The organism is Armatimonadota bacterium, assembly GCA_037138755.1.
GTDB lineage: Bacteria > Armatimonadota > Fimbriimonadia > Fimbriimonadales > Fimbriimonadaceae > Fimbriimonas.
This window is the reverse complement of record JBAXHT010000001.1, coordinates 1391064-1409750: the sequence shown is the minus strand read 5'-3', so window position 1 is coordinate 1409750 and position 18687 is coordinate 1391064. Positions and strand designations below refer to the sequence as shown.

Sequence of the window (18687 nt, the reverse complement as noted above, 5' to 3'; positions counted from 1 at the left end):
TCAGACGATCAGGAAAGGCGATCCGAGATTCGGATCGCCTTTCTCATTTTTGATGGTTCCCAAGTCTTAGTATATGGAATCAACTCTCCGATAACTCTCTTGTACCGAGCTTTGTTCGGTCACCGAGACTAGGAGACTTCCGTTGAATCTGGCATATAACACTGACAAACGTCGCTACATTCGGTACGAGCTGCTGGATTACGCCGTGATGACCATTGACGGTTCGTCTGACACGGTGAACGTTGTTATTACAGACATTGGCCTAGGAGGAATCCAGGTCCGGACTCGCTCTCAACTGGTTTCGGGTTCAAAGGTTTTTATTCAGGTAGCTTGCACCGATGGCGACAACTTGGAACTCCGAGGGGAGATCCGACACACCGTCGAAATTCCGAACTCCGACCTGTTTAGCGCAGGCGTCCGGTTCGTTCCCGAGAATCATGAAGAGCGTATGGCAGTGGCAGAGTTTGTCCACCAGGTGTTTCAGCGCCAGGCCGACGACTTAGCTTCGTAAGTTTCTCTCGCACAAAGATGGGGCAAGCGATCTAGAATTGCTTGCCCCATTGTTCTTTTAGGCTCTAGGCAGGGAGAATTGTGCCTTCGACTTCGCCAAAGCCGACTCTGAAGCCGTCGCCTTGGCAATAACCCGTCAGGACGAGACTGTCGCCATCCTCAAGGAACTTCCGGGACACGCCACCAACCTCAATCGGTTTTGAGCCTCGCCAAGTGAGCTCTAGCAGTGAGCCATAAGTTCCCTCTTCAGTGCCGGAGATCGTTCCGCTGGCATACAGGTCGCCCCAAGAGAGCGGCGTTCCGTTAGAGGCTTGGTGCGCGAGCTGCTGGTCGAAGGACCAGTAAAGCTGGTTCGCGTTGGTACGCGAGACGTTCGCATACTCGCTGGCGCCTTCGGGCTTCAGCTTGACTTCGAGAGTGACATCATAAGCCATCGGCTCACTTGTCCTAAGGTGACCGAGCACCGGAGGGTCTTGTTCCAACCGGGTAACTCGGAATGGCTCCAGAGCGTCCGCCAGGACAACCCAAGGAGAAACGGATGTTCCGAACGACTTGGCAAGGAACGGCCCAAGCGGCTGATATTCCCAACGCTGCACATCGCGCGCCGACCAGTCGTTGACGAGTACAAAACCGAGAATATGGTCTTTCGCAAGGCCAATATCGACCGTCTCGCCCATCGCGGACGGCATCCCGACATAGAATCCCATTTCGAGTTCGAAGTCCAATTCTTGAGTAGGGCCGAAAGTCGGCGCTTCGGAATCAGGGGCTTTGGTCTGGCCCTTCGGGCGCCGGATCGGAGTCCCGCTGACAACGACACTGCTCGCCCTGCCGTTGTACGCGACCGGTAGGTGGCGATAGTTCGGCAGAAGCGGAGGCATGTCCGGTCGGAACATGCGACCCACATTGCTTGCATGGTTGATTCCCGAATAGAAGTCGATAAAGGCCGTTGGTTTGATTGGAAGCATTAGCCTCGCCTTCCTCATGGGGATCAACGCTTTCAGACGCAGAATGTCATTATCCCGAAGCTTGGGGTTCGACTCTTCAAGGAGCTCGAAGAGCGCCTTCCGAAGCGCAGAGAACTCTTCTTGAGTTAGGTCAGCAAAGCTGTCAAGAAATGGAAACTGCTTGTCGGAAATCAGGCCGGCGTCACGAAGAACCGTGATATCGACAACGTAGTCGCCAATGGCGGTCGCCAACGTGACTTCCCTTGCTAGCGGAGCAAAGATTGCGAACGGCAAGTTTTGGATTGAAAAATGAGACGATGGATCAACGTTGACCCAGGAGCGAGCGGTTTTTGGTACGACAAACATGATTTACTTTCCTGCGAGGCGGTCGAGGCCGGCGAGCGGCTCGGCAACGCTGCACGAGCCAAAGGTGGTGAAGAAGGAGCGAAGGTCCTCGAGGTCGTCTTCGGAGAACTCGCGGCCGCGATAGGCAAAAGCTCCCGTGATCGAGAACGAGGATGGATTCTCGTCGGCGAGAATACTTGCCATCTCACTGATGCTAGAATCCTCCAGATACCGCATGCCGATAGCGGCGAACACGTTAAGGAAGCCGTGCTGACCTTCGTGAGCTACTGGCTCGTGCAGTCCAGCGGTGAGTTTGAAAGGTAGCTCTAGATCAATGCACTCTTTCAAAACGGTCGCGAGTTGAGTTGGAGACGGGATTGCAGCCCCCCCACATCGAAACTTTGCAGAAAGCCATTCACTCTCCGCCATCATGGCAAGTTCGTCGGTTACGTCTCGATCCCAAGAGACCTCGAAGAACACGTCGGTTTCATCGCGGTAGCTCTTGAGCGAGGCGATTCCCGCACTGAAGTGCGACAGAGGCGGAGCCGGGCACTCGTAGGTTCGGATCATCGAATTTTGGCTCATGCCTAAGAAGACGGACATGTCCTTCGCGTCATACTCCCTGGCTGCCTGCCAGTCAGCCCACTCAGCACCTGTACGACCAATTGCCGCGATTCCAACGTTTCGATTTCCGAGTAAATCTGCCAGAGTTGCGAGATCGGCGACCCGCCACGCCAGGTTCTCGATGATCCAGTGATCGTCGGTGTCCATCAAGGCAAAGTAACTCTCAACAGCTTCGGAAGCGGCGAGAGCAGCAGGGGGAAAAGTGCCTGCGTAATCTATGATCTGATCGAGAAAACCGTCTGCGCGCTTTGCCACGGTTCATTTTAGCTTAGATCATGGTATCTTTTAGATTCGCGATGCGGATCGATGAAGATCGTGTCGGCACCCAAAGAGCCATGTCCCAAGTTCGCGTAGTGATTGCTGATGATGAGCCGATTATCCGGCTTGACCTCCGCCAGATGCTGGAGAGCCTCGGATATGAAGTTGTGGGTGAGGCTGGCGACGGCCAAGCAGCGGTGGATCTGGCGAGAGAATTGAAGCCGGATGTCTGCATTCTTGACGTCAAGATGCCCGTGATGGACGGGATTGAGGCGGTCGACATTATCACCGACGAAAACATCGCTCCGACGATCATGCTTACGGCCTACTCGGATAAGGAACTCATCGACCGAGCCCGAGCCGCTGGGGTCTTTGCTTATCTGGTGAAGCCGTTTAAGCCGAGCGATTTAGCACCCTCGATCGAAGTTGCCCGCGCCCGCTTTGAGCAAAACGTCTTGCTAACAAAGGAAGTGACGAACCTATCGCAGCGTCTCGAAGCCCGAAAGGCAATCGACCGAGCCAAGGGAATCTTGATGGACTCCCACAGCCTTGGCGAGGCTGAAGCCTACCGTCGCATCCAGGTGCAGTCAATGAACCTTCGTAAGACGATGCAGGAAGTTGCAGAAGCGATTATCCTTGCGAAGTCAATCTAAGGGTCTAAACTAGACTTCATGCCAGAGAATTTGTGGGCGCCTTGGCGGCTGAAGTATGTCGAGAGACCCTCGGCTTCCGGCAACATCTTTGTGGAGCTTCCGGCTCAGAACGATGACCGGACGAACTTCATTCTGCACCGCGGTGAAACGGCTTTTGTCATTCTCAACGCCTTCCCGTACACAAACGGGCACTTGCTCATTGCACCCTTTCGGCAGACGAATGACTTGCCAACGATGACCGATCAGGAGCTTTTGGAGATCAATCGATTGGTCGCCCGGTCTGTAAAATGGCTTACTGAAGTCTACAAGCCGGATGGCTTCAACATCGGGATTAACTTAGGCCGCGCAGCCGGAGCTGGAATTCCGGAGCATATCCATTGGCACGTTCTGCCCCGCTGGAACGGGGACACTAACTTCCTCACCACCGTCGGCGATACGCGGGTCATGCCCCAATCGCTTGAAGACAGTTACGACAAACTTTTGGAGGCAATACGTCGTGACGCTTGAGGAGTTGCGATCGCATGCTCTGGTTTGCACTGCCTGTGGACTCAGTGAGCGAAGAACCAACGTCGTCTTCGGGGAAGGCGATCCGCGTTCTCCGCTAGTTCTTGTCGGAGAGGGTCCAGGTGATCAGGAGGATAGAACCGGTCGACCGTTTGTGGGGCGAGCGGGCCAACTGTTAGACAAGGCGCTTGTGGACGCCGGCCTTAGCCGCGAGACGGTTTACATCTGTAACACGGTGAAATGCCGCGCTGCGGATTGGTCGACTGGGAAACCTCAGAATCGCCCTCCAACCGAGGAAGAGACCGGAGCTTGCCGCCAGTGGTTGCTTCCTCAACTCACGCTCATCGCCCCCAAGGTGATTCTGTGCGTTGGCGCACCGAGCGCGAGAAACTTGATCCGGAAGAACTTTGCAATCACCAAGGAACGCGGGCTTTACAACGAATGCGAGTACGCCAAAACCGCCATCGCCACTTTGCACCCAAGTTACATTTTGCGACAACAACGACCAGATAACGACGGCGGTTACAGCTTGCTAGTTGCGGATATCCGGAAGGCATGGGACGCAGCGGTTCGGTTGCGCGACAAGATGGGCTAAGATAGCTTATGCTTTTCGGCTCGGCCCTCGCTGCGACTGTGTTCTTTGCACCCGACATTCGGCCACCCCACCAGTTTGACCTTCTCGACGTCAAGCTGGACGTCACGCTCGATTTCAAAGCGGAAGCGGTTTCTGGTGTAGTCTCACACAAACTCCTCACAACCGCCAAAAATGCTGTGTTGGCGTTCGATAAGGGTCCGATGACGATTCAATCGGTGAATGTGGTTGGAAAAGGCAAGTTTAAGACGGAATCGACGGCAAAAAACGTATTCGTGCGGTGCACCGGAGTTCCCAGTGGAACTCCACTTACTGTTTCTCTGAAATATTCTGCTGCTCCCGAAGCCGGAATCTACTTTGTTCCCGCCGAGCGCGCGTACCCGAGCAAGGGCTCGCTCGCTTACACCCAAGGTGAGATGGAGGACAACCGCTACTGGTTCCCCACCTACGATTTTCCCAATGACAAGACCACGACCGAGCTGGTAGCGCGGGTTCCTAAAGGGATGAGCGTGCTTTCCAACGGAAAGCTTGTTGGGACGAAGACCGTCGGCGATCAGGCGATTTGGCATTGGAAGCAGGATCAGCCGATGTCGACCTACTTGATCTCGCTCGTCGCGGGAGATTATGTCGCGATTCCGGACGGAAACTTCAAAGGCAAGCCGGTGCAGATTTGGGCACCCAAAGGGGCAGAAGATGCCGCACGAACGGCGTTCAGAGGAACTGACAAGCTCATCGAGATTTACTCGAAACTGACTGGCGTCGATTATCCTTGGGCTAAGTACGCCCAGTCGGTGGTGCCAGAGTTCATGTTTGGCGGAATGGAGAACTTGAGCTGTACGACGCAGACGATCGGGGCGATCTTCCCCGAGAACGCTGCGGCGACGTCTTCTGCACGGGGGCTGAATGCTCACGAGCTGGCACACCAGTGGTTTGGTGACCTCATCACAACTCCGACTTGGGCCCACATCTGGGTGAACGAGGGCTGGGCAACGTTTCTTCCGCACTTTGTGACCCGCCAGATCGACGGTGATAGTGCTTATCATATCGAACGATTCAACACCTATGAAGGGTGTAAAGCATCGGCAAAAGAGCATCCGATGGTGCGAACCGACTATACCGTGCCGATGGAGATGTTCGACGGCAATGCCTACCCCGGCGGCGCGACGCGAATGTTCATGCTGATGCGTCAGCTTGGTGAGCCCAAGTTCTGGTCGGCAACCAAGGCTTATCTGGGTGAGTATGGTCGGAAGAACGTCACAACTGAGCAGTTCTTCGCTTCGTACGAGAAGACGTCTAGTTCGAAGTTGCAAGACTTCCGCAAGCAGTGGTTCTACACCAAGGGGGTTCCGAACTTCAAGGTTAGTAAGACTGCCGACGGATTTAGCGTTAAGCAAACGACACCTGGGTTTGACGTCGATCTTGAATACGTGATCATGAACGGTGAAATGGTCACTCGGCGAGGTGTGTTGGGTGGAACCTCTGGTGATCCTGTCCCAGTCGTCGTGGGCGCCGGCGAGACTCTCGTCTTAGACCCTGGTGCCTGGCTACTGTGTGACATTTCTTATCCTTCGGACTACAAGTCGGCAGATTGGGAGCGTGCCTGGACGTTGGCGGACAATGATGCGCAGCGAATGCGCTTGATCGACAAGCTATCCCCCGTGTTCAGGATGGCAGAGTTTGATCGCCCACGCTCGGATGCCCTGAAGCTAGAGTTACTCCGCCGAACATCTGTTGATTCTTTCCTCCGCACCGTGTTGGAATCTTCCAACAATCCGAAGTTCCAACTGACGGCTCTTTGGGGGCTTGCGGCGAACAAGGGATCGAAGAACGAGCCTTTGTTTGAGAGGATTTTCTCTACGAGCTCCAATGAGGAGATGAGGAACGCAGCGTTTGATAAACTGATTTCGGTTCGAAACGACGCGGCTACCGCTGAGCTGGGCTGGAACACGAACACGTGGAATCTACAAACTCAGACGAGAGCACTGACTTGGTTTGCGGCGAATGACAAGGATCGGGCACGGACGATGGCTCTAAAGGCGGTGCGCGAGTTCGCTCCGGGACCAGTGCGGATGAGAGCGATTAGCGTGCTTGGGCAGGTCAAAGATGCTGCCGGTTCACTAGAAGTGTTCGACCTCCTTGTCTCCCTTGCGAAGGGCCGGGCGTATGCGCCGATGGACCAAGCCATCAATGCATTGGCGGACTATGGAGACAAACGAGCAATTCCGGTCATTGAATCTCGCCGGAACCACTCGCTACACTTCGCTCGAAACACCGTTGAGTCTGCTCTGGCGCGGCTCGGCGGCTAAAGGGGTTTAGCGGCCTTCAGAACCGCCTGCATGGCGGTTTTGAGGGATTTCTCGTCGATTGGTCGGTTGCCATCTTTGTCGAGGACTCGGACAACAGGTTCGATGCGTTGGAAACCGCCGGTTGCGCTGTCGAGCGTGGCGGCAATGTCGAGCATTTCCAGGCCGTTTTTGAGAACTTCATCGAGGGGGCGTTTTGCGAACGAGCCTTCTTTTCGGCGGAGGTATTCGAACACGCCTTTGATCTGCATGCTGCCTGATCCGGCACAGGCGTACTCTTCGTTGAGGAACCTCGCTCCGGCCCCGTCGAAAAAGTAGAGTTGGAAGTCGTCAGTGTCCTTGTTGTAGGCAGCGAGGATGGGTAGGAAGACGCCAATGCCTTCCATCGCCGAGGCCGCGTTTCCAGCGAGGGATCGGCTGATTTCGGCGAGCTTGCCTTCGAGGCTGAGCTCTTGGAGGACGGAGCGTCGGTAGTACTTGAAGGAGTGCTTCAGATAGCGGCAGATTTCGACCGAGCGCGCAAAGGAGCCACTGATTGCTACGACGGTTGCGTCGTCCAAGGCCATGATCTTCTCGGCCTGTTCGAACATGATGAGGTTGCCCATCGTGGCTCGGCGGTCGGCGAAAATGAGGATGCCGTCTTTGTAGCGCAGCGCGAGGACGGTTGTTCCGTGGGTTTCGGGGTGGTTACCGGTTGCCTCGTTGAAGGGGGCTGGAACTAACTCGTTGAACGGTTTAGCGAGGGGCGACATCACTGGCCGGACCTCTGGCGATACTTTTTGGCCTGGTCGGGGTCGACTTTCTTGAGTCTGCGCAGGAGCTCGTTGCCGCCATCGGGCTTTTGGACATCGGGGGCTTTGGGGCCGCTATCATCGCCGAGTTTGCGCTCGGGCGTGGTGGGCATTTGTCTTTGCGGCTGTTCGGCGTTTATCATCGGATCTCCTTGAGGGCGGCTATGAATGATTCTACGTCCGGGCAGTCCGCCAGCGTCGCGGGATATTCCTTTTCGGGGGGAAGATCGATGAATTCGTTGTTGATGGTGATTCCTCGCCAGCCGACGGTTTGGAGGTGGTCTTTGAATTTAGTGACTGCGACGGATCGGGCGAAGGCTCGGGTCATGGGAGCACTCTCGGGTTGGTTCCAAGGAAGGTCACCAGCGATGCTCTCTGAATCCATTACTGCGCCATACAGACCTTCATCAGAATCAACATTATGGAATTCAAGATCATAGGCCCTCAGATCCACATCTCCAAGTCCTTCTTCGACCTGATTGACTAATCTAAATTTTGCATGCCACTCAATTGGCGTGTTCGGTGGAATATCTTCGCACTCTAGCTGATGACAAAGCTCAACGCACCGTGTCGAAACCCATGCCAATTCGGGGTCAACCTCAAGACACGAAGTGCGTTGTAGCTCCTCAAGGTAGGTGATCAATATTGATTTCGCTGCGAGCCGTGTGAAGAGGTCACCCCCAGTTCGGCTGAACTTTTTGAAAAGTTCGACCGGATCGCCAATCTCGTAATTAGGAACTGCTCCAGCTTCTAAGAGATATAGTGCGACTTTGACTAACCCGACTTTCAGCGCACAGCAGACCTCCATCATATTCGAGTCTCCCGTGATGACGTGGAGCCGCATCCACTTGGCGGGATCCGCATGAGGCTCATCCCGGGTGTTGAAGATCGGACGACGCCAGAGGGTTTCTAGGTTGCAGAGTTCGGAGAGGTGGTCGGCACGTTGGCTGAGTTGGAAATCGCATGGTTCGCCATTTTCGGAACCGACTTTTCCGGCCCCGGTGAGGAGCTGGCGAGCGATGAGAATGGGGACGACGGCTTTTTGGATTGCCTCAGGCGAATGTCTGCGTGAGACGAGGTAGCTTTCGTGCGTACCGAAGGAGGAGCCGTGGAAGTCGGTGTTGTTGCGATAAAGAGTGACTCGCCGCCCGGTTTTGGCGGCGTAGGCTCCGGCAGTGGCGAGGAGGTGTTGGTCGCCTTCGGAGACAAGCCTTGCTAACTCGAAGATTGAGAAGGACTCCGGAGTCGCGTACTCCGGGTGGCCGTGGTCGTTGTAGAACCTAGCTCCATTAAGAAGCACCCGATCCGCTCGAACATCTTTGGGATCACCGTAAGACTTGCCTTTGTCGAATTTCGCGTCGTTTGGATCGACCTCTAGCCGGTCAACTGAAAAGCCCCGTAGATCGTTGCGCGGGTTCTCGAACCTGTAGTCCCAGCCAACAAAACAAGGACCCGGATAACTTCTTACGAAGTCTTCCGAGTCCTCGACTTGGGTTTCAGCTCCTCGCCCTTCGATACGGAGTCCGTACTCCGTATCGATACCGGCAAGGATTCTATGCATTTAGCAGGGCATCACTTGCGTAGGACGACGATCTTTCCGCTGCTTGGGAAACCAGCCGGAGGCGAGGTGAATGAAAAGTCGATCCAACGAGTCTTCTGCGGCGACACGGTCGAACCGCCGGCCGAGTTGTACTGAGTTCCGATTGAACCAGAAACTTCGCCGACTCTGTTTGTCGTTGCATTTGCATCACCGATGTTCTTGATTGGATACAAGAACAGCTGCTTGGTACCCATGTCGATATAACCCCACATGATCGAAGTGATCGTGGCTGACTTTGCACCATTGGGTGCGGTGCTGATCGTCTGGTTAAAGAACACTACGTCTTGCCGCTCGTCGTCCAAGCTGCTCGGGAAAGCAACCGCTTCGAATGAGTGGACGTTTTTGAAGTAACCAACGTCTGAGATCGTTCCCGTCGAAGGGTCCTGTCGCTGCTGGAAGTGCGGCTTCCATGTTCCTTGGAAAGAAGTGATCTTTCGCGCGAGAACTGGATCAGTCGTAGTGACGTCGGTTGGGTCGACGCCCAAAGTGGTGTAGCTTCCAGGGGTAAGCGACACTGCGATTCCGCCGGGAAGAGTTGCCGGAGCGGAGTATCGCCCGACGACGGATGCATCTTGCCCAGCTGGGAAGATTGACTCAAACGGTGCTCCACCAGCCACGCCTGCCGCAGGATTCCCTGCCCCGAGTGCATATCCGTCACCCGAGAAGAAGATTCGATTGGCGACTCCAAGGCCTTGGCTCAAGGTAGGTCGGCTTCCTGATGCAATCGCGGAAACATCAAAGCAGATGTAGTCGCTCAAGAACCCTCGAACGATCGTGGTATCTCCTTCGATCTGGTTGATGCTATCAAACCAAGCTCGATCAAAAACTGCGACTTCTGTATCGACTCCGGCGATGTTTCTTGTTTCGGTGTTGATGGTCGAGCCATCCATGTACAGAGGAACAAGACTTTCTCTTCCCTTATAGATTCTAACGTCCGAAGGAATCGTTCCGGGAATACCGATGATGTTGGTGAACGATCGCGTTCCAGTATCATCGCTGAGGTCGTATCTCACTACGTTGAGGTCAACTTTCGTAAAGTTTCTTGATTCGGTGGTCTTGAGACCAACGTTTGTCGGAAGAATCTGCGACTGATTGGAGGTTAGCGTCAGCGTCTTCTCCGTAAGATCCGACATTTCGATTCCAAAATTGTCGGTGACGGCCATGTTTCGAGCAACCGCAACTTCGGTAGAAGGCGCGCGTCCAGCACCCGTCAAGAAGACGTATTGAAGGAGAGCAGGCGTGTCAGAGAGGTTGACAGACGCTACATCAGGGAATAGCCCACCAGAGGTGGCAGTTGACCCAGAGGTTGCAGTGGACCCGGAGGTCGCAGTAGAGCCCGTAGAAGAGCCGCCAGCGGTGTTACCCGCACAGCCAAAAATCGCGATGGCGAGAGCGCCAACGCCCAAGCCCCACTTCAGTTGTTTCCAATCCAATTGACGACGCATAGTGATCCCTAGCAACAAGAGTGATCGGAGTATAGCAAGTTATGTTCCCACTTGGATAGGTTTTTTTGGGAATTCGCCACGCTGGTACAATTTCAGTCCGGTGCGAAGGGACGACTTACTAGACCTCAATGACGTTCTCCAGCATCCTGGCCGGGAGCTGGCGGTTGACATTGCCACAGAACTTCCTGAAATGGAGGACCTGGATCTGGTCGCCCCCGTTGAAGGATTCCTCGAAGCGATCTCGACAGGCAATGCTCTCCTTCTCACTGGTGAGTTCAAAGCTCGGGTCGTTCTGGAGTGCTCGCGATGCGATCAACCTCTCGAAATGGATATCGAGTTTGTTCTTGACGAACAGTTTGGAGTGGTCGGAATTCCAAGCTCGATGAGCCACCAGGACTTCGCAAAAGTCGAAGCTGATCCCGATGAGCCGGTTAAGTTCTTCGAGGAGAACAACTTAATGGTCGAGGCACTCATCCAACAGACCCTGCTTCTGAACCTTCCGATCCACCCTCAGTGTGAAGGGGATGCAATCGCAGAGTGTGATCGCATCTTTGCAGAAGGGGCAACTCGTATCATCGATAACGACAATAGCGAGCTTGGCAAGCTCAAAAAGCTCCTTGGAGACCCGGCAGAGTGAGCGAGGCCGCGCAGATCCACCTTTCCGAGGTCATCTCGCACGGCGAGCCGAACATCGTTTTGGACGCCATGGGTGGCGATAACTACCCTGGCGAGATTATCCTGGGTGGACTCCAAGCGGCTCCGAGCATTCTCGGAAAGTTGCTCCTGGTTGGGCCGACCCACGTTGTCGAGAAATTTCTGCCTGCCAACTTCCCTAAGAATATCGAAATCGTCAACGCGACCCAGATCGTGGAGATGCACGAGAAGCCTCTGGACGCTTACCGAAAGAAGAAGGATTCTTCCATGGTGGTCGGATGCCGTCTGGTAAAGGAAGGCAGAGCAAAGGCTTTTGTATCGGCGGGATCCACCGGCTCGGCATGTGCCACCTCACTTCTCACTTGGCGACAGGTGCACGGCATTCACCGTCCTGCGATTGGTTCACAACTGCCTAACATGCACGGTGGATTCCTCCTGTTGGACTCCGGGGCATCGCCCGATGTTGATCCCGAGCACCTCGTCGAGTTCGCCATCATGGGCCGAGCGTATGCCGAAGCGGTCATGGGACGCAAAAATCCAAAAGTTCACCTAGCAAACATCGGCGAAGAGGAAGGCAAAGGCAACGCCTTTGCAAAACAAGCTTTTAAGCTATTGGAACATCACGAATGGTTCGCGGGAAACATTGAAGGGAAGGACATGTTCAATGCGCCGTGCGATGTTGTGGTTTGCGAAGCCTTCGTTGGAAACACCATCCTCAAAACCGCTGAAGGCGTCGCCGAGATGTTTGCCAAGATGATCAAGGCCGGAGTCCCGACGAACAAGTTGATGCAGACGATGTATTGGCCGCTCAAGAAAGTGATGAAGCCGATCCGCAAGCACATGGACTACGCCGAAGTTGGGGGTTCTCCCCTGCTTGGGCTCAACGGAACGTGCATCATTGCCCACGGCCGAAGCAACGCAAAAGCGATCAAGAATGCGGTGCTAATGGCCGACAAGGCGATCCGATCAGAGTTAGTTGATCACATCCGAGATGCCGTCCACCGCGAACTTCCTCAGAACTTCGTCGACCCCAAAAACGGGTAACTTCTTTGGAAGTTAATGAACAGAAACGCCGTCGTCAAAGGCATCGGGCACGCACTCCCCGAGAAAATCCTTACCAACGAGGAGCTCAGCAAAACTGTTGATACAACCGACGAGTGGATTGTTCAACGCACGGGAATTAAGCAGCGCAGAATCTGCGGTCCTAACGAAGGTTGTTTCGACTTGTCCCTTACTGCGGCTCGAGAGGCATTTGAAAACTCCGGACTCGACAAAAACGACATCAATATGGTGATCGTTGCCACGGTCTCGGGAGACTGGGACTGGCCGACCGCCGCATGCTACGTACAGGATCAACTCGGCCTCAAAAATGCTGGCGCCTTTGACATCGGTGCCGCCTGTGCCGGGTTCATTTACGCAGCATCGGTGGGGAACGCGATGGTCGTGAGCGGTCAGATCGACAACGCGATTATCGTCGGCGTCGATACGCTTTCAAAGCAGGTCAACTGGAACGACCGCTCGACATGCATCTTGTTCGGAGACGGGGCAGGCGCTGTCGTTCTTGGCCACCAAGAATCCAGCACCAGAGGGATCATCAAGACGGCGCTGATGAGCGACGGCAGCGGCGCGCCACACATCATGAACGAGCTTGGCGGAACCAAATATCCGCCGAAAAGTGAGGAGTGGTACGCCCGCACCTACGGCATCAAGATGAACGGAAATGAGGTTTATCGATTCGCAATCGGAGCCATGGGCGACGCCTGCGAAAAGGTGCTTCACGATGCCGGGATGACTGCCGACCAAGTCGACCTCTTTGTCCCTCACCAGGCAAACATTCGAATCATCGAATCCGCAGCAAAGCGACTGAACTTGCCCCCGGAAAAGGTCTTCGTCAATCTGGAAAAATACGGCAACACCAGCGCAGGCTCGATTCCGCTTGCACTGTATGAAGCGGTTGAGGCTGGCCGCCTCAAAGAAGGAATGGTGGTCATGACTGTGGGCTTCGGGGCTGGACTCGTCTGGGGCGCTAATCTAATCCGCTGGTAAGCGCACTGAATCCGGCGGACACCTTGGCGATCAACTCTCGCTTTTCTGGTTCAGGGAGAAAGGCGTTCTTCGCCGCGTTGACAGCCAGAGAGTAGATTACGTCGGTGGAGAACTCGAATGTCTCCGCGCACCGCAGATACTCGTCGGAGAGAGTTGTGTTAAAGAATGGGGGGTCGTCAGAGTTGATCGATAGATTCAGGCCCTCGTCCATCATTCGCGGAAGCGAGTGCTTCTCCAGCGAAGGAAAAACGCCCAGACACACATTGGAGCTCGGATTCACTTCGAGATGAATTTGAGAATCCCGGAGCTGTGCCACTAGGTGTGGATCTTCGACGCAACGGACGCCGTGCCCGATCCGATCGGGGTCGGCGTGTTCGATCACTTCGCGGATCGAATCTGCACCCTGAGTTTCGCCCGCGTGCGTCGAACACTTCAGACCTGCCTTCTTAGACTCACGAATCGCGGCGGAGTGCCGGGAGACCGAGGTACGCCCTTCGAACCCTGAGAGACCGATGGCACAGACGCCTTTTCCAAACCACTTCTTACACAATTCCGCCGTCCATTCTCCGTTCGGAGTCTCCATGTCGCGCACGATGTCGATGATCAGTTCAACTCGCGTTTCTGGAACTTTGGCAAAGCCAGATCTCAATGCCTCGATCTGCTCATCTGGGGGCACTCCACACCTTCGAAAAATCGTCTCGGCCGTATAGGTCGCCTCAGTATAGAAAATGTTTTGACGAGCTTGCTCTCGAGCGAATTCTTCGGCAAGAAGCTCAATATCCTCGCCGGATCGAAAGCACTCAATACACGCGATGTAAACCTGGACAAACTGGTCAAAATTCTCGAACTGGAACCATTTTTTGACGCCTTCGATGTCGGTTGCTGGCAACTCAACGCCGTTTTTCTTGGCGAGTCTCAGAAGAGTTTCGGGCTGCGTAGCCCCTTCGAGGTGGACGTGGAGTTCCACTTTTGGCATCGCTTCGAAGAACTCGCGGGTGAGCATGTATCAACGAGTTTACCGTTCGAGTCGCTCGCGGGCTTCTTTGTCCGCCCACTCATCGCTGTCCGTACCGACCGAAGTTGGCTCCCCCGATTGGAGCCACAGCTGAAACTTTCGATCAGATAAGCTTGGACGCTGTCGGAGTTCATTAAAGTGCCCGGCAATGGCGACACCGAAGGCGGCGAGAACGATCCCCGGCCAATAAAACTTGCCAAACATTGTGATCGTGTAGATCACGTTCAATAGAACGGTGATTGCCCCGTAAGTAATCAAGCTCGAACGAAAACCCGCTTGCTTGGCCGCCATGTACTTATCGACTTTTGCTTCCTTACGGTACTGCTCCTCCGCTTGGGCCAAGGCCTCCGGGGAGATTCCAAGCTCATCCGCCGAACGAGCGAGGCGTTCGCGCAACTCGTCCACTGAGCCATGCTCGTTTCTAAGCGCGATCTTTAAGATTGCTTCAACATCTTCCCCTGATCTTAAAACAGGCTCCGCCACGTCCTTTATGATACGGCATACTCTAGGCTAGGTTTCAACGAAGCCAGCACGGAAGCGAAGCATTATGGATAGGCGAACCAAAATAGTGGTCACACTGGGTCCCGCAGTGGATTCAAAAGAACGGATTCAAGAACTGATCGAAGCCGGTATGTCTGTCGCCCGACTGAACTGTAGCCACGGAGACTGGGAAGCCAAGGGCCGGTGGATCGAATGGATCCGCGAACTTTCCCCAACGACTGCTCCCGTTGCAATCCTCGCTGATCTACAAGGGCCAAAATTCCGCGTCGGAGATCTCGGAACTCATGGTCTCGACCTAGTTGCTGGACAAGTTGTCACGATGGGCAAGGGAGCCGAGCTTCCAATCGAGCAAGATGAAATCCTTGAAGTCATGGATCCAGGCGAGAAGCTCCTGCTGGGTGATGGAGAAATCGAGATTCGTATCGAAGAAAGGTCCGGTGAGTGGTTCAAAGGACGCGTTGTCACAGGAGGAAACCTCAAAAGCAAGAAAGGAATCACGTTGGTTGGCCAAGCGTTTAATGTTCCGGCGCTTTCCATCAAGGACCTCGACGATGTTCAGCAGGCCGTCAACTACGGTTGCGACTTCATTGCCCTGAGCTACGTCAAGCACGCAAAAGACATCGAACTCCTTAAGTGGGAACTCCAGAAGCACCACTCCACGATGAAGGTCTGCGCTAAGATCGAAACTCCCGAAGCGATTCGTGAACTCGATTCGATCATGGAAGAAGTCGATATCGTGATGGTCGCCCGTGGCGATATGGGCCTCCAGATGGACATCGAAGACGTCCCTCGACTCCAAAAGCGGATCATTGAGCACTGCGGCCGAGCAGGAATCCCCGTCATTACAGCGACCCAGATGTTGGAGAGTATGATGACGAACCCTCGCCCGACTCGTGCGGAAGTTTCGGACGTCTTCAACTCGGTTCTCGACGGGACGGACGCCGTAATGCTCTCTGGCGAAACTGCCGCTGGGCAGTACCCGATCGAGTGCGTCAGAGTCATGGCGCGCATTGCTCTCGAAGCCGAGTACGAACTTGGAGACGACATTTACGACCGATACACCAAAGAGGACCCAGAGGAGCACACAGAGGCAATTGCTGCAGCCGTCGCCATTCTCGAGCGTCAGCTTGTGCCTTCCGCTGTCGTCACCACCTCGACAAGCGGGCAAACCCCCCGATTGGTTTCAAAGTTTCGACCAAAGGCAAAGATTCTCTGTGCGAGTTGGCGCCCTGAGACTGTTGCCTACATGGCTGTGGTCTGGGGAGTTCAGGCCACGCTGGTGCCTCAGCCTTCTTCGACGGACGACGTCATGGCGGAAGCGGTCGAAACCTTTAGCGCGAACGGTTGCCTGCACTCCGGCGACCTCGTCATTCTCACCGGCGGGGTTCCAGCTGGCAAAGCCGGAAACACGAATATGATCATGACCCAGGTTGTGAAATGAACCGGCGGCGAACCCGAAAAAAGAAGAAAGGGCTGTTCCTTCCCATCGTGATTATCCTGGCGGTAGCGGCCGGACTCTTTGCCGCCCGTGGACCTTGGCTAATGTATGGCGACCAGAAAGCGAAGGCGAGCGCAATGCGAAAGGAGATCAAATCTCTTAAAGAATCTGAAATCCAGGAATCCGAAAAGAGTCGTGAAGCGACTAATCCTTTGGAGATGGAAGAGAAAGCCCGAAAAGCCGGCTGGGTTCCACCCGGAGAGACTCCTCTGAAATGACTCTGATTGCTGCATTAGTATTGCTTCCTGTGATGAAGGAAGGACAGTTCTGGGACTACACCCTGACGTCACGGTTTACCAACGCAGACACTGACCTCGCTAACGAGGAGTCGTTGCGTATTCGGGTGGATAAAGTCGAACCGAAAGCAATCCAACTGACGTTTGTCCAGAAACTGATCGCAACTTCTGTGGACGGTCAGCGGATTGTGACGGATTACAAAGCCGCTCCTTCAGAGCGAAAATGGACGTTGTTTTCGAACGGATCTGTAGCGTTTTCGCCGCCCGAAAGAGGTCCCGTTGAAGGCATTTTCCAGCGCGTGTTGCGATCCATTCGTGACCGAGATTCAGATCGAGGTGACTGGATTTCCGAGTTTATGGACGAAACGGAGTCGATGACGGCGGGCGCAGTTGCGGTCGTTCGTTCCGTCCACAACAAGATTCGCGTGGATCAAATCACTTATCGGGCACAGAGTCAGCCGAAAATCGTCGGAACCGCAATCTGGAATGCAAAACTTCCCTTCCCAGAACTTCTCAAGCTCCGAATCCCCAAGACTCGGATGCAAGGCGGTACCGAGGACGTCGCCTGCGATCTTGAACTCAAATTCGTACCCCCACCCGAAAAAAAACTGCAAACTGCCAACCGCTGACGGCAAACTATACGCATGATCGCCAAAGCCCACTCCGCAACCCTGAACGGGATTGAGGCGTTGCCGATTGTGATCGAAGTTGACCTCCAACCCGCGGTTGAGAAGATGATGTTCACCCTGGTCGGCCTGCCGGATCAGGCAGTCGGAGAAAGCAAAGAGCGGGTTCGGACGGCGATCAAGAACTCCGGGCTGGACTTTCCCTATAAGCGAGTGCTCTGCAACCTAGCTCCAGGGGACCTGCGAAAGGAAGGGCCGTTCCTGGATTTGCCGATTGCTATCGCGGTTCTTGCCGCAAACAACGTCTTGCCAATCTCCGAGTTAGAATCCACTCTCATCATAGGAGAGATGGGTCTGGACGGCGAAATGCGGCTGGTAGATGGAGCGGTTTCAGTGGCGTTGATGGCACTCGAACAAGGCTTCCGGAGGCTGATCATGCCCCATCAAAATGCTCGCGAGGCAGCAGTTGCAGTGGGCGTTGAGGTCTACGGAGTTCGGAATCTGCTCGAAGCGGTTGAGCTTTTGAATGGGTCCTTGCTCGTTGGACCGGTGGTGTTTGATGATGGCGAAGATGTTCGACTGCCTCACTACGAAGTTGATTACAGCGATGTAAAAGGGCAGAAGCACGCGATACGGGCGCTGGAGATCGCGGCGGCGGGTGGGCATAACGTTTTGATGGTTGGTCCTCCGGGTTCAGGGAAGACGATGCTGGCGCGGCGATTGCCGACGATCTTGCCTCCGTTGAAACTGGAAGAGGCGATTGCGGTGACTCGGATTCATTCCTCGGCAGGGCAAAAGGGGGCTCGGGAGGGGTTGGTTTGGGAGCGGCCGTTTCGGTCGCCTCACCATTCGGCATCGCATGCGGCGATTGTGGGTGGGGGGAAGAATCCTAAGCCGGGGGAGATTTCTTTGGGGCACTTTGGGGTGTTGTTGATGGACGAGATGCCGGAGTTTGATCGGTCGGTTTTGGAGGCTTTGCGGCAGCCTTTGGAGGATGGGGTGATTACGGTTGCTCGGGTGAGCAATACTCTGACTTTTCCTGCGGAGTGTATTTTGATTGGGGCGATGAATCCTTGCCCTTGCGGGTTTCGGGGGTTGCCGGAGCAGAAGTGCGTTTCGAATCCGGCGTCTTGTAGCAAGTATGCGAGCAAGATTAGTGGGCCGTTGATGGACCGGATTGATATTCACCTCGAGGTGCCTCGGTTGAAGCCGGATGAGCTGATGGATAAGGAGCCGGGGGAGGCTTCTTTTGCTATTCGGGAGCGGGTTGTTGCGGCGCGGGAGCTGCAGGGGGCTCGGTTGGGTGGGGCGAGAGTGAACGCGAAGATGACGCCGAGGGAGATTCGGGAGATGGTGGTCTTGGACGAGGAGTGCGACCAGTTTATGCGGGCGGTGGCGGCTCGGATGAGTATTTCGGGGCGGGTTTTTGACCGGATTTTGCGGGTCGGGCGGACGATTGCGGATTTGGATGGGTCGGAGCAGGTTAGGAAGGCTCATTTGGCGGAAGCGGTTCAGTACCGGGAGAGGGGCTGAGAGGAGTCT

General features: G+C 54.9%; 20 protein-coding genes. 12 read left to right on the top strand and 8 right to left on the bottom strand.

Translation table 11 applies throughout. From position 1 onward, the window contains the following. Positions 1-142: 142 nt before the first annotated feature. Positions 143-511: a PilZ domain-containing protein gene (locus tag WCK51_06655; protein MEI7576555.1), complete on the top strand. Its 369-nt coding sequence runs from the start codon at positions 143-145 to the stop codon at positions 509-511. A 64-nt stretch (positions 512-575) separates the two neighbouring features. Here WCK51_06655 and fahA read toward each other — a convergent pair whose 3' ends face one another. Both fahA and WCK51_06645 read right to left on the bottom strand, forming a co-directional pair. Next, positions 576-1820, bottom strand: coding sequence for a fumarylacetoacetase (fahA, locus tag WCK51_06650; GenBank protein MEI7576554.1), 1245 nt, complete (start codon positions 1818-1820; stop codon positions 576-578). Positions 1821-1823: 3 nt separating this feature from the next. After that, positions 1824-2678, bottom strand: a complete 855-nt coding sequence (locus WCK51_06645; GenBank protein MEI7576553.1) for a hypothetical protein — start codon at positions 2676-2678, stop codon at positions 1824-1826. An 80-nt stretch (positions 2679-2758) separates the two neighbouring features. Between WCK51_06645 and WCK51_06640 the strand changes: the two genes are divergently transcribed. From WCK51_06640 to WCK51_06625, 4 genes are read left to right on the top strand one after another with little or no spacing between them, the layout of a single operon-like run. Next, complete coding sequence (locus WCK51_06640) at positions 2759-3334, top strand: response regulator (protein MEI7576552.1); 576 nt, start codon at positions 2759-2761, stop codon at positions 3332-3334. Between the two features lie 18 nt (positions 3335-3352). Further along, positions 3353-3841, top strand: coding sequence for an HIT domain-containing protein (locus WCK51_06635; protein MEI7576551.1), 489 nt, complete (start codon positions 3353-3355; stop codon positions 3839-3841). Next, the gene (locus WCK51_06630; protein MEI7576550.1) at positions 3831-4433 is read left to right on the top strand and encodes a uracil-DNA glycosylase; all 603 of its coding nucleotides are present in this window, start codon (positions 3831-3833) and stop codon (positions 4431-4433) included. The genes WCK51_06635 and WCK51_06630 overlap by 11 nt, the downstream gene beginning before the upstream one ends. Before the next feature lie 8 nt (positions 4434-4441). Then, complete coding sequence (locus WCK51_06625) at positions 4442-6736, top strand: M1 family aminopeptidase (protein MEI7576549.1); 2295 nt, start codon at positions 4442-4444, stop codon at positions 6734-6736. Here the strand turns inward: WCK51_06625 and WCK51_06620 are convergent. The 4 genes from WCK51_06620 to WCK51_06605 are packed head-to-tail and all read right to left on the bottom strand — an operon-like array spanning position 6733 to position 10569. Further along, on the bottom strand, positions 6733-7485 hold the full coding sequence (locus tag WCK51_06620; protein ID MEI7576548.1) for a proteasome subunit alpha: 753 nt from the start codon (positions 7483-7485) through the stop codon (positions 6733-6735). The genes WCK51_06625 and WCK51_06620 overlap by 4 nt on opposite strands. Beyond that, the gene (locus WCK51_06615; GenBank protein ID MEI7576547.1) at positions 7485-7667 is read right to left on the bottom strand and encodes a ubiquitin-like protein UBact; all 183 of its coding nucleotides are present in this window, start codon (positions 7665-7667) and stop codon (positions 7485-7487) included. Before WCK51_06615 ends, WCK51_06620 begins: the two co-directional genes overlap by 1 nt. After that, positions 7664-9085, bottom strand: a complete 1422-nt coding sequence (locus tag WCK51_06610) for a proteasome accessory factor PafA2 family protein (protein MEI7576546.1) — start codon at positions 9083-9085, stop codon at positions 7664-7666. The genes WCK51_06615 and WCK51_06610 overlap by 4 nt, the downstream gene beginning before the upstream one ends. A gap of 11 nt (positions 9086-9096) precedes the next feature. Beyond that, positions 9097-10569, bottom strand: coding sequence for a hypothetical protein (locus WCK51_06605; protein MEI7576545.1), 1473 nt, complete (start codon positions 10567-10569; stop codon positions 9097-9099). Positions 10570-10669: 100 nt separating this feature from the next. Between WCK51_06605 and WCK51_06600 the strand changes: the two genes are divergently transcribed. The 3 genes from WCK51_06600 to WCK51_06590 are packed head-to-tail and all read left to right on the top strand — an operon-like array spanning position 10670 to position 13269. After that, positions 10670-11206 carry a DUF177 domain-containing protein gene (locus WCK51_06600; protein MEI7576544.1) on the top strand — a complete coding sequence of 179 codons (537 nt, stop codon included), beginning with the start codon at positions 10670-10672 and terminating at the stop codon, positions 11204-11206. Continuing rightward, positions 11203-12267 carry a phosphate acyltransferase PlsX gene (plsX, locus tag WCK51_06595; protein MEI7576543.1) on the top strand — a complete coding sequence of 355 codons (1065 nt, stop codon included), beginning with the start codon at positions 11203-11205 and terminating at the stop codon, positions 12265-12267. Before WCK51_06600 ends, plsX begins: the two co-directional genes overlap by 4 nt. A 15-nt stretch (positions 12268-12282) precedes the next feature. Beyond that, a complete protein-coding gene (locus tag WCK51_06590) occupies positions 12283-13269 on the top strand; it encodes a beta-ketoacyl-ACP synthase III (GenBank protein MEI7576542.1) in 987 nt (328 codons plus the stop codon). Here the strand turns inward: WCK51_06590 and add are convergent. Then, positions 13250-14272 (bottom strand): adenosine deaminase, encoded by a 1023-nt coding sequence (add, locus tag WCK51_06585; GenBank protein ID MEI7576541.1) that lies wholly within the window; start codon positions 14270-14272, stop codon positions 13250-13252. The genes WCK51_06590 and add overlap by 20 nt on opposite strands. 12 nt (positions 14273-14284) lie before the next feature. Then, entirely contained in the window at positions 14285-14767 is a 483-nt protein-coding gene (locus WCK51_06580; GenBank protein MEI7576540.1) for a hypothetical protein, read from the bottom strand. A 64-nt stretch (positions 14768-14831) separates the two neighbouring features. Here WCK51_06580 and pyk point away from each other — a divergent pair, with 64 nt between their 5' ends. The 4 genes from pyk to WCK51_06560 are packed head-to-tail and all read left to right on the top strand — an operon-like array spanning position 14832 to position 18678. Then, on the top strand, positions 14832-16226 hold the full coding sequence (gene pyk / locus WCK51_06575) for a pyruvate kinase (protein MEI7576539.1): 1395 nt from the start codon (positions 14832-14834) through the stop codon (positions 16224-16226). Then, on the top strand, positions 16223-16501 hold the full coding sequence (locus tag WCK51_06570; protein ID MEI7576538.1) for a hypothetical protein: 279 nt from the start codon (positions 16223-16225) through the stop codon (positions 16499-16501). Before pyk ends, WCK51_06570 begins: the two co-directional genes overlap by 4 nt. After that, complete coding sequence (locus WCK51_06565) at positions 16498-17148, top strand: hypothetical protein (protein MEI7576537.1); 651 nt, start codon at positions 16498-16500, stop codon at positions 17146-17148. The genes WCK51_06570 and WCK51_06565 overlap by 4 nt, the downstream gene beginning before the upstream one ends. 15 nt (positions 17149-17163) lie before the next feature. Further along, a complete protein-coding gene (locus tag WCK51_06560; protein ID MEI7576536.1) occupies positions 17164-18678 on the top strand; it encodes a YifB family Mg chelatase-like AAA ATPase in 1515 nt (504 codons plus the stop codon). Positions 18679-18687 lie beyond the last annotated feature (9 nt).

What these genes read in the sequence shown, in the direction of transcription:
- fahA (MEI7576554.1), bottom strand. Translation starts at nt 1,820, where the DNA reads ATGTTTGTCGTACCAAAAACCGCTCGCTCCTGGGTCAACGTTGATCCA.
- WCK51_06640 (MEI7576552.1), top strand. Translation starts at nt 2,759, where the DNA reads ATGTCCCAAGTTCGCGTAGTGATTGCTGATGATGAGCCGATTATCCGG.
- WCK51_06635 (MEI7576551.1), top strand. Translation starts at nt 3,353, where the DNA reads ATGCCAGAGAATTTGTGGGCGCCTTGGCGGCTGAAGTATGTCGAGAGA.
- WCK51_06625 (MEI7576549.1), top strand. Translation starts at nt 4,442, where the DNA reads ATGCTTTTCGGCTCGGCCCTCGCTGCGACTGTGTTCTTTGCACCCGAC.
- WCK51_06620 (MEI7576548.1), bottom strand. Translation starts at nt 7,485, where the DNA reads ATGTCGCCCCTCGCTAAACCGTTCAACGAGTTAGTTCCAGCCCCCTTC.
- WCK51_06615 (MEI7576547.1), bottom strand. Translation starts at nt 7,667, where the DNA reads ATGATAAACGCCGAACAGCCGCAAAGACAAATGCCCACCACGCCCGAG.
- WCK51_06610 (MEI7576546.1), bottom strand. Translation starts at nt 9,085, where the DNA reads ATGCATAGAATCCTTGCCGGTATCGATACGGAGTACGGACTCCGTATC.
- WCK51_06605 (MEI7576545.1), bottom strand. Translation starts at nt 10,569, where the DNA reads ATGCGTCGTCAATTGGATTGGAAACAACTGAAGTGGGGCTTGGGCGTT.
- WCK51_06590 (MEI7576542.1), top strand. Translation starts at nt 12,283, where the DNA reads ATGAACAGAAACGCCGTCGTCAAAGGCATCGGGCACGCACTCCCCGAG.
- add (MEI7576541.1), bottom strand. Translation starts at nt 14,272, where the DNA reads ATGCTCACCCGCGAGTTCTTCGAAGCGATGCCAAAAGTGGAACTCCAC.
- pyk (MEI7576539.1), top strand. Translation starts at nt 14,832, where the DNA reads ATGGATAGGCGAACCAAAATAGTGGTCACACTGGGTCCCGCAGTGGAT.
- WCK51_06570 (MEI7576538.1), top strand. Translation starts at nt 16,223, where the DNA reads ATGAACCGGCGGCGAACCCGAAAAAAGAAGAAAGGGCTGTTCCTTCCC.
- WCK51_06565 (MEI7576537.1), top strand. Translation starts at nt 16,498, where the DNA reads ATGACTCTGATTGCTGCATTAGTATTGCTTCCTGTGATGAAGGAAGGA.
- WCK51_06560 (MEI7576536.1), top strand. Translation starts at nt 17,164, where the DNA reads ATGATCGCCAAAGCCCACTCCGCAACCCTGAACGGGATTGAGGCGTTG.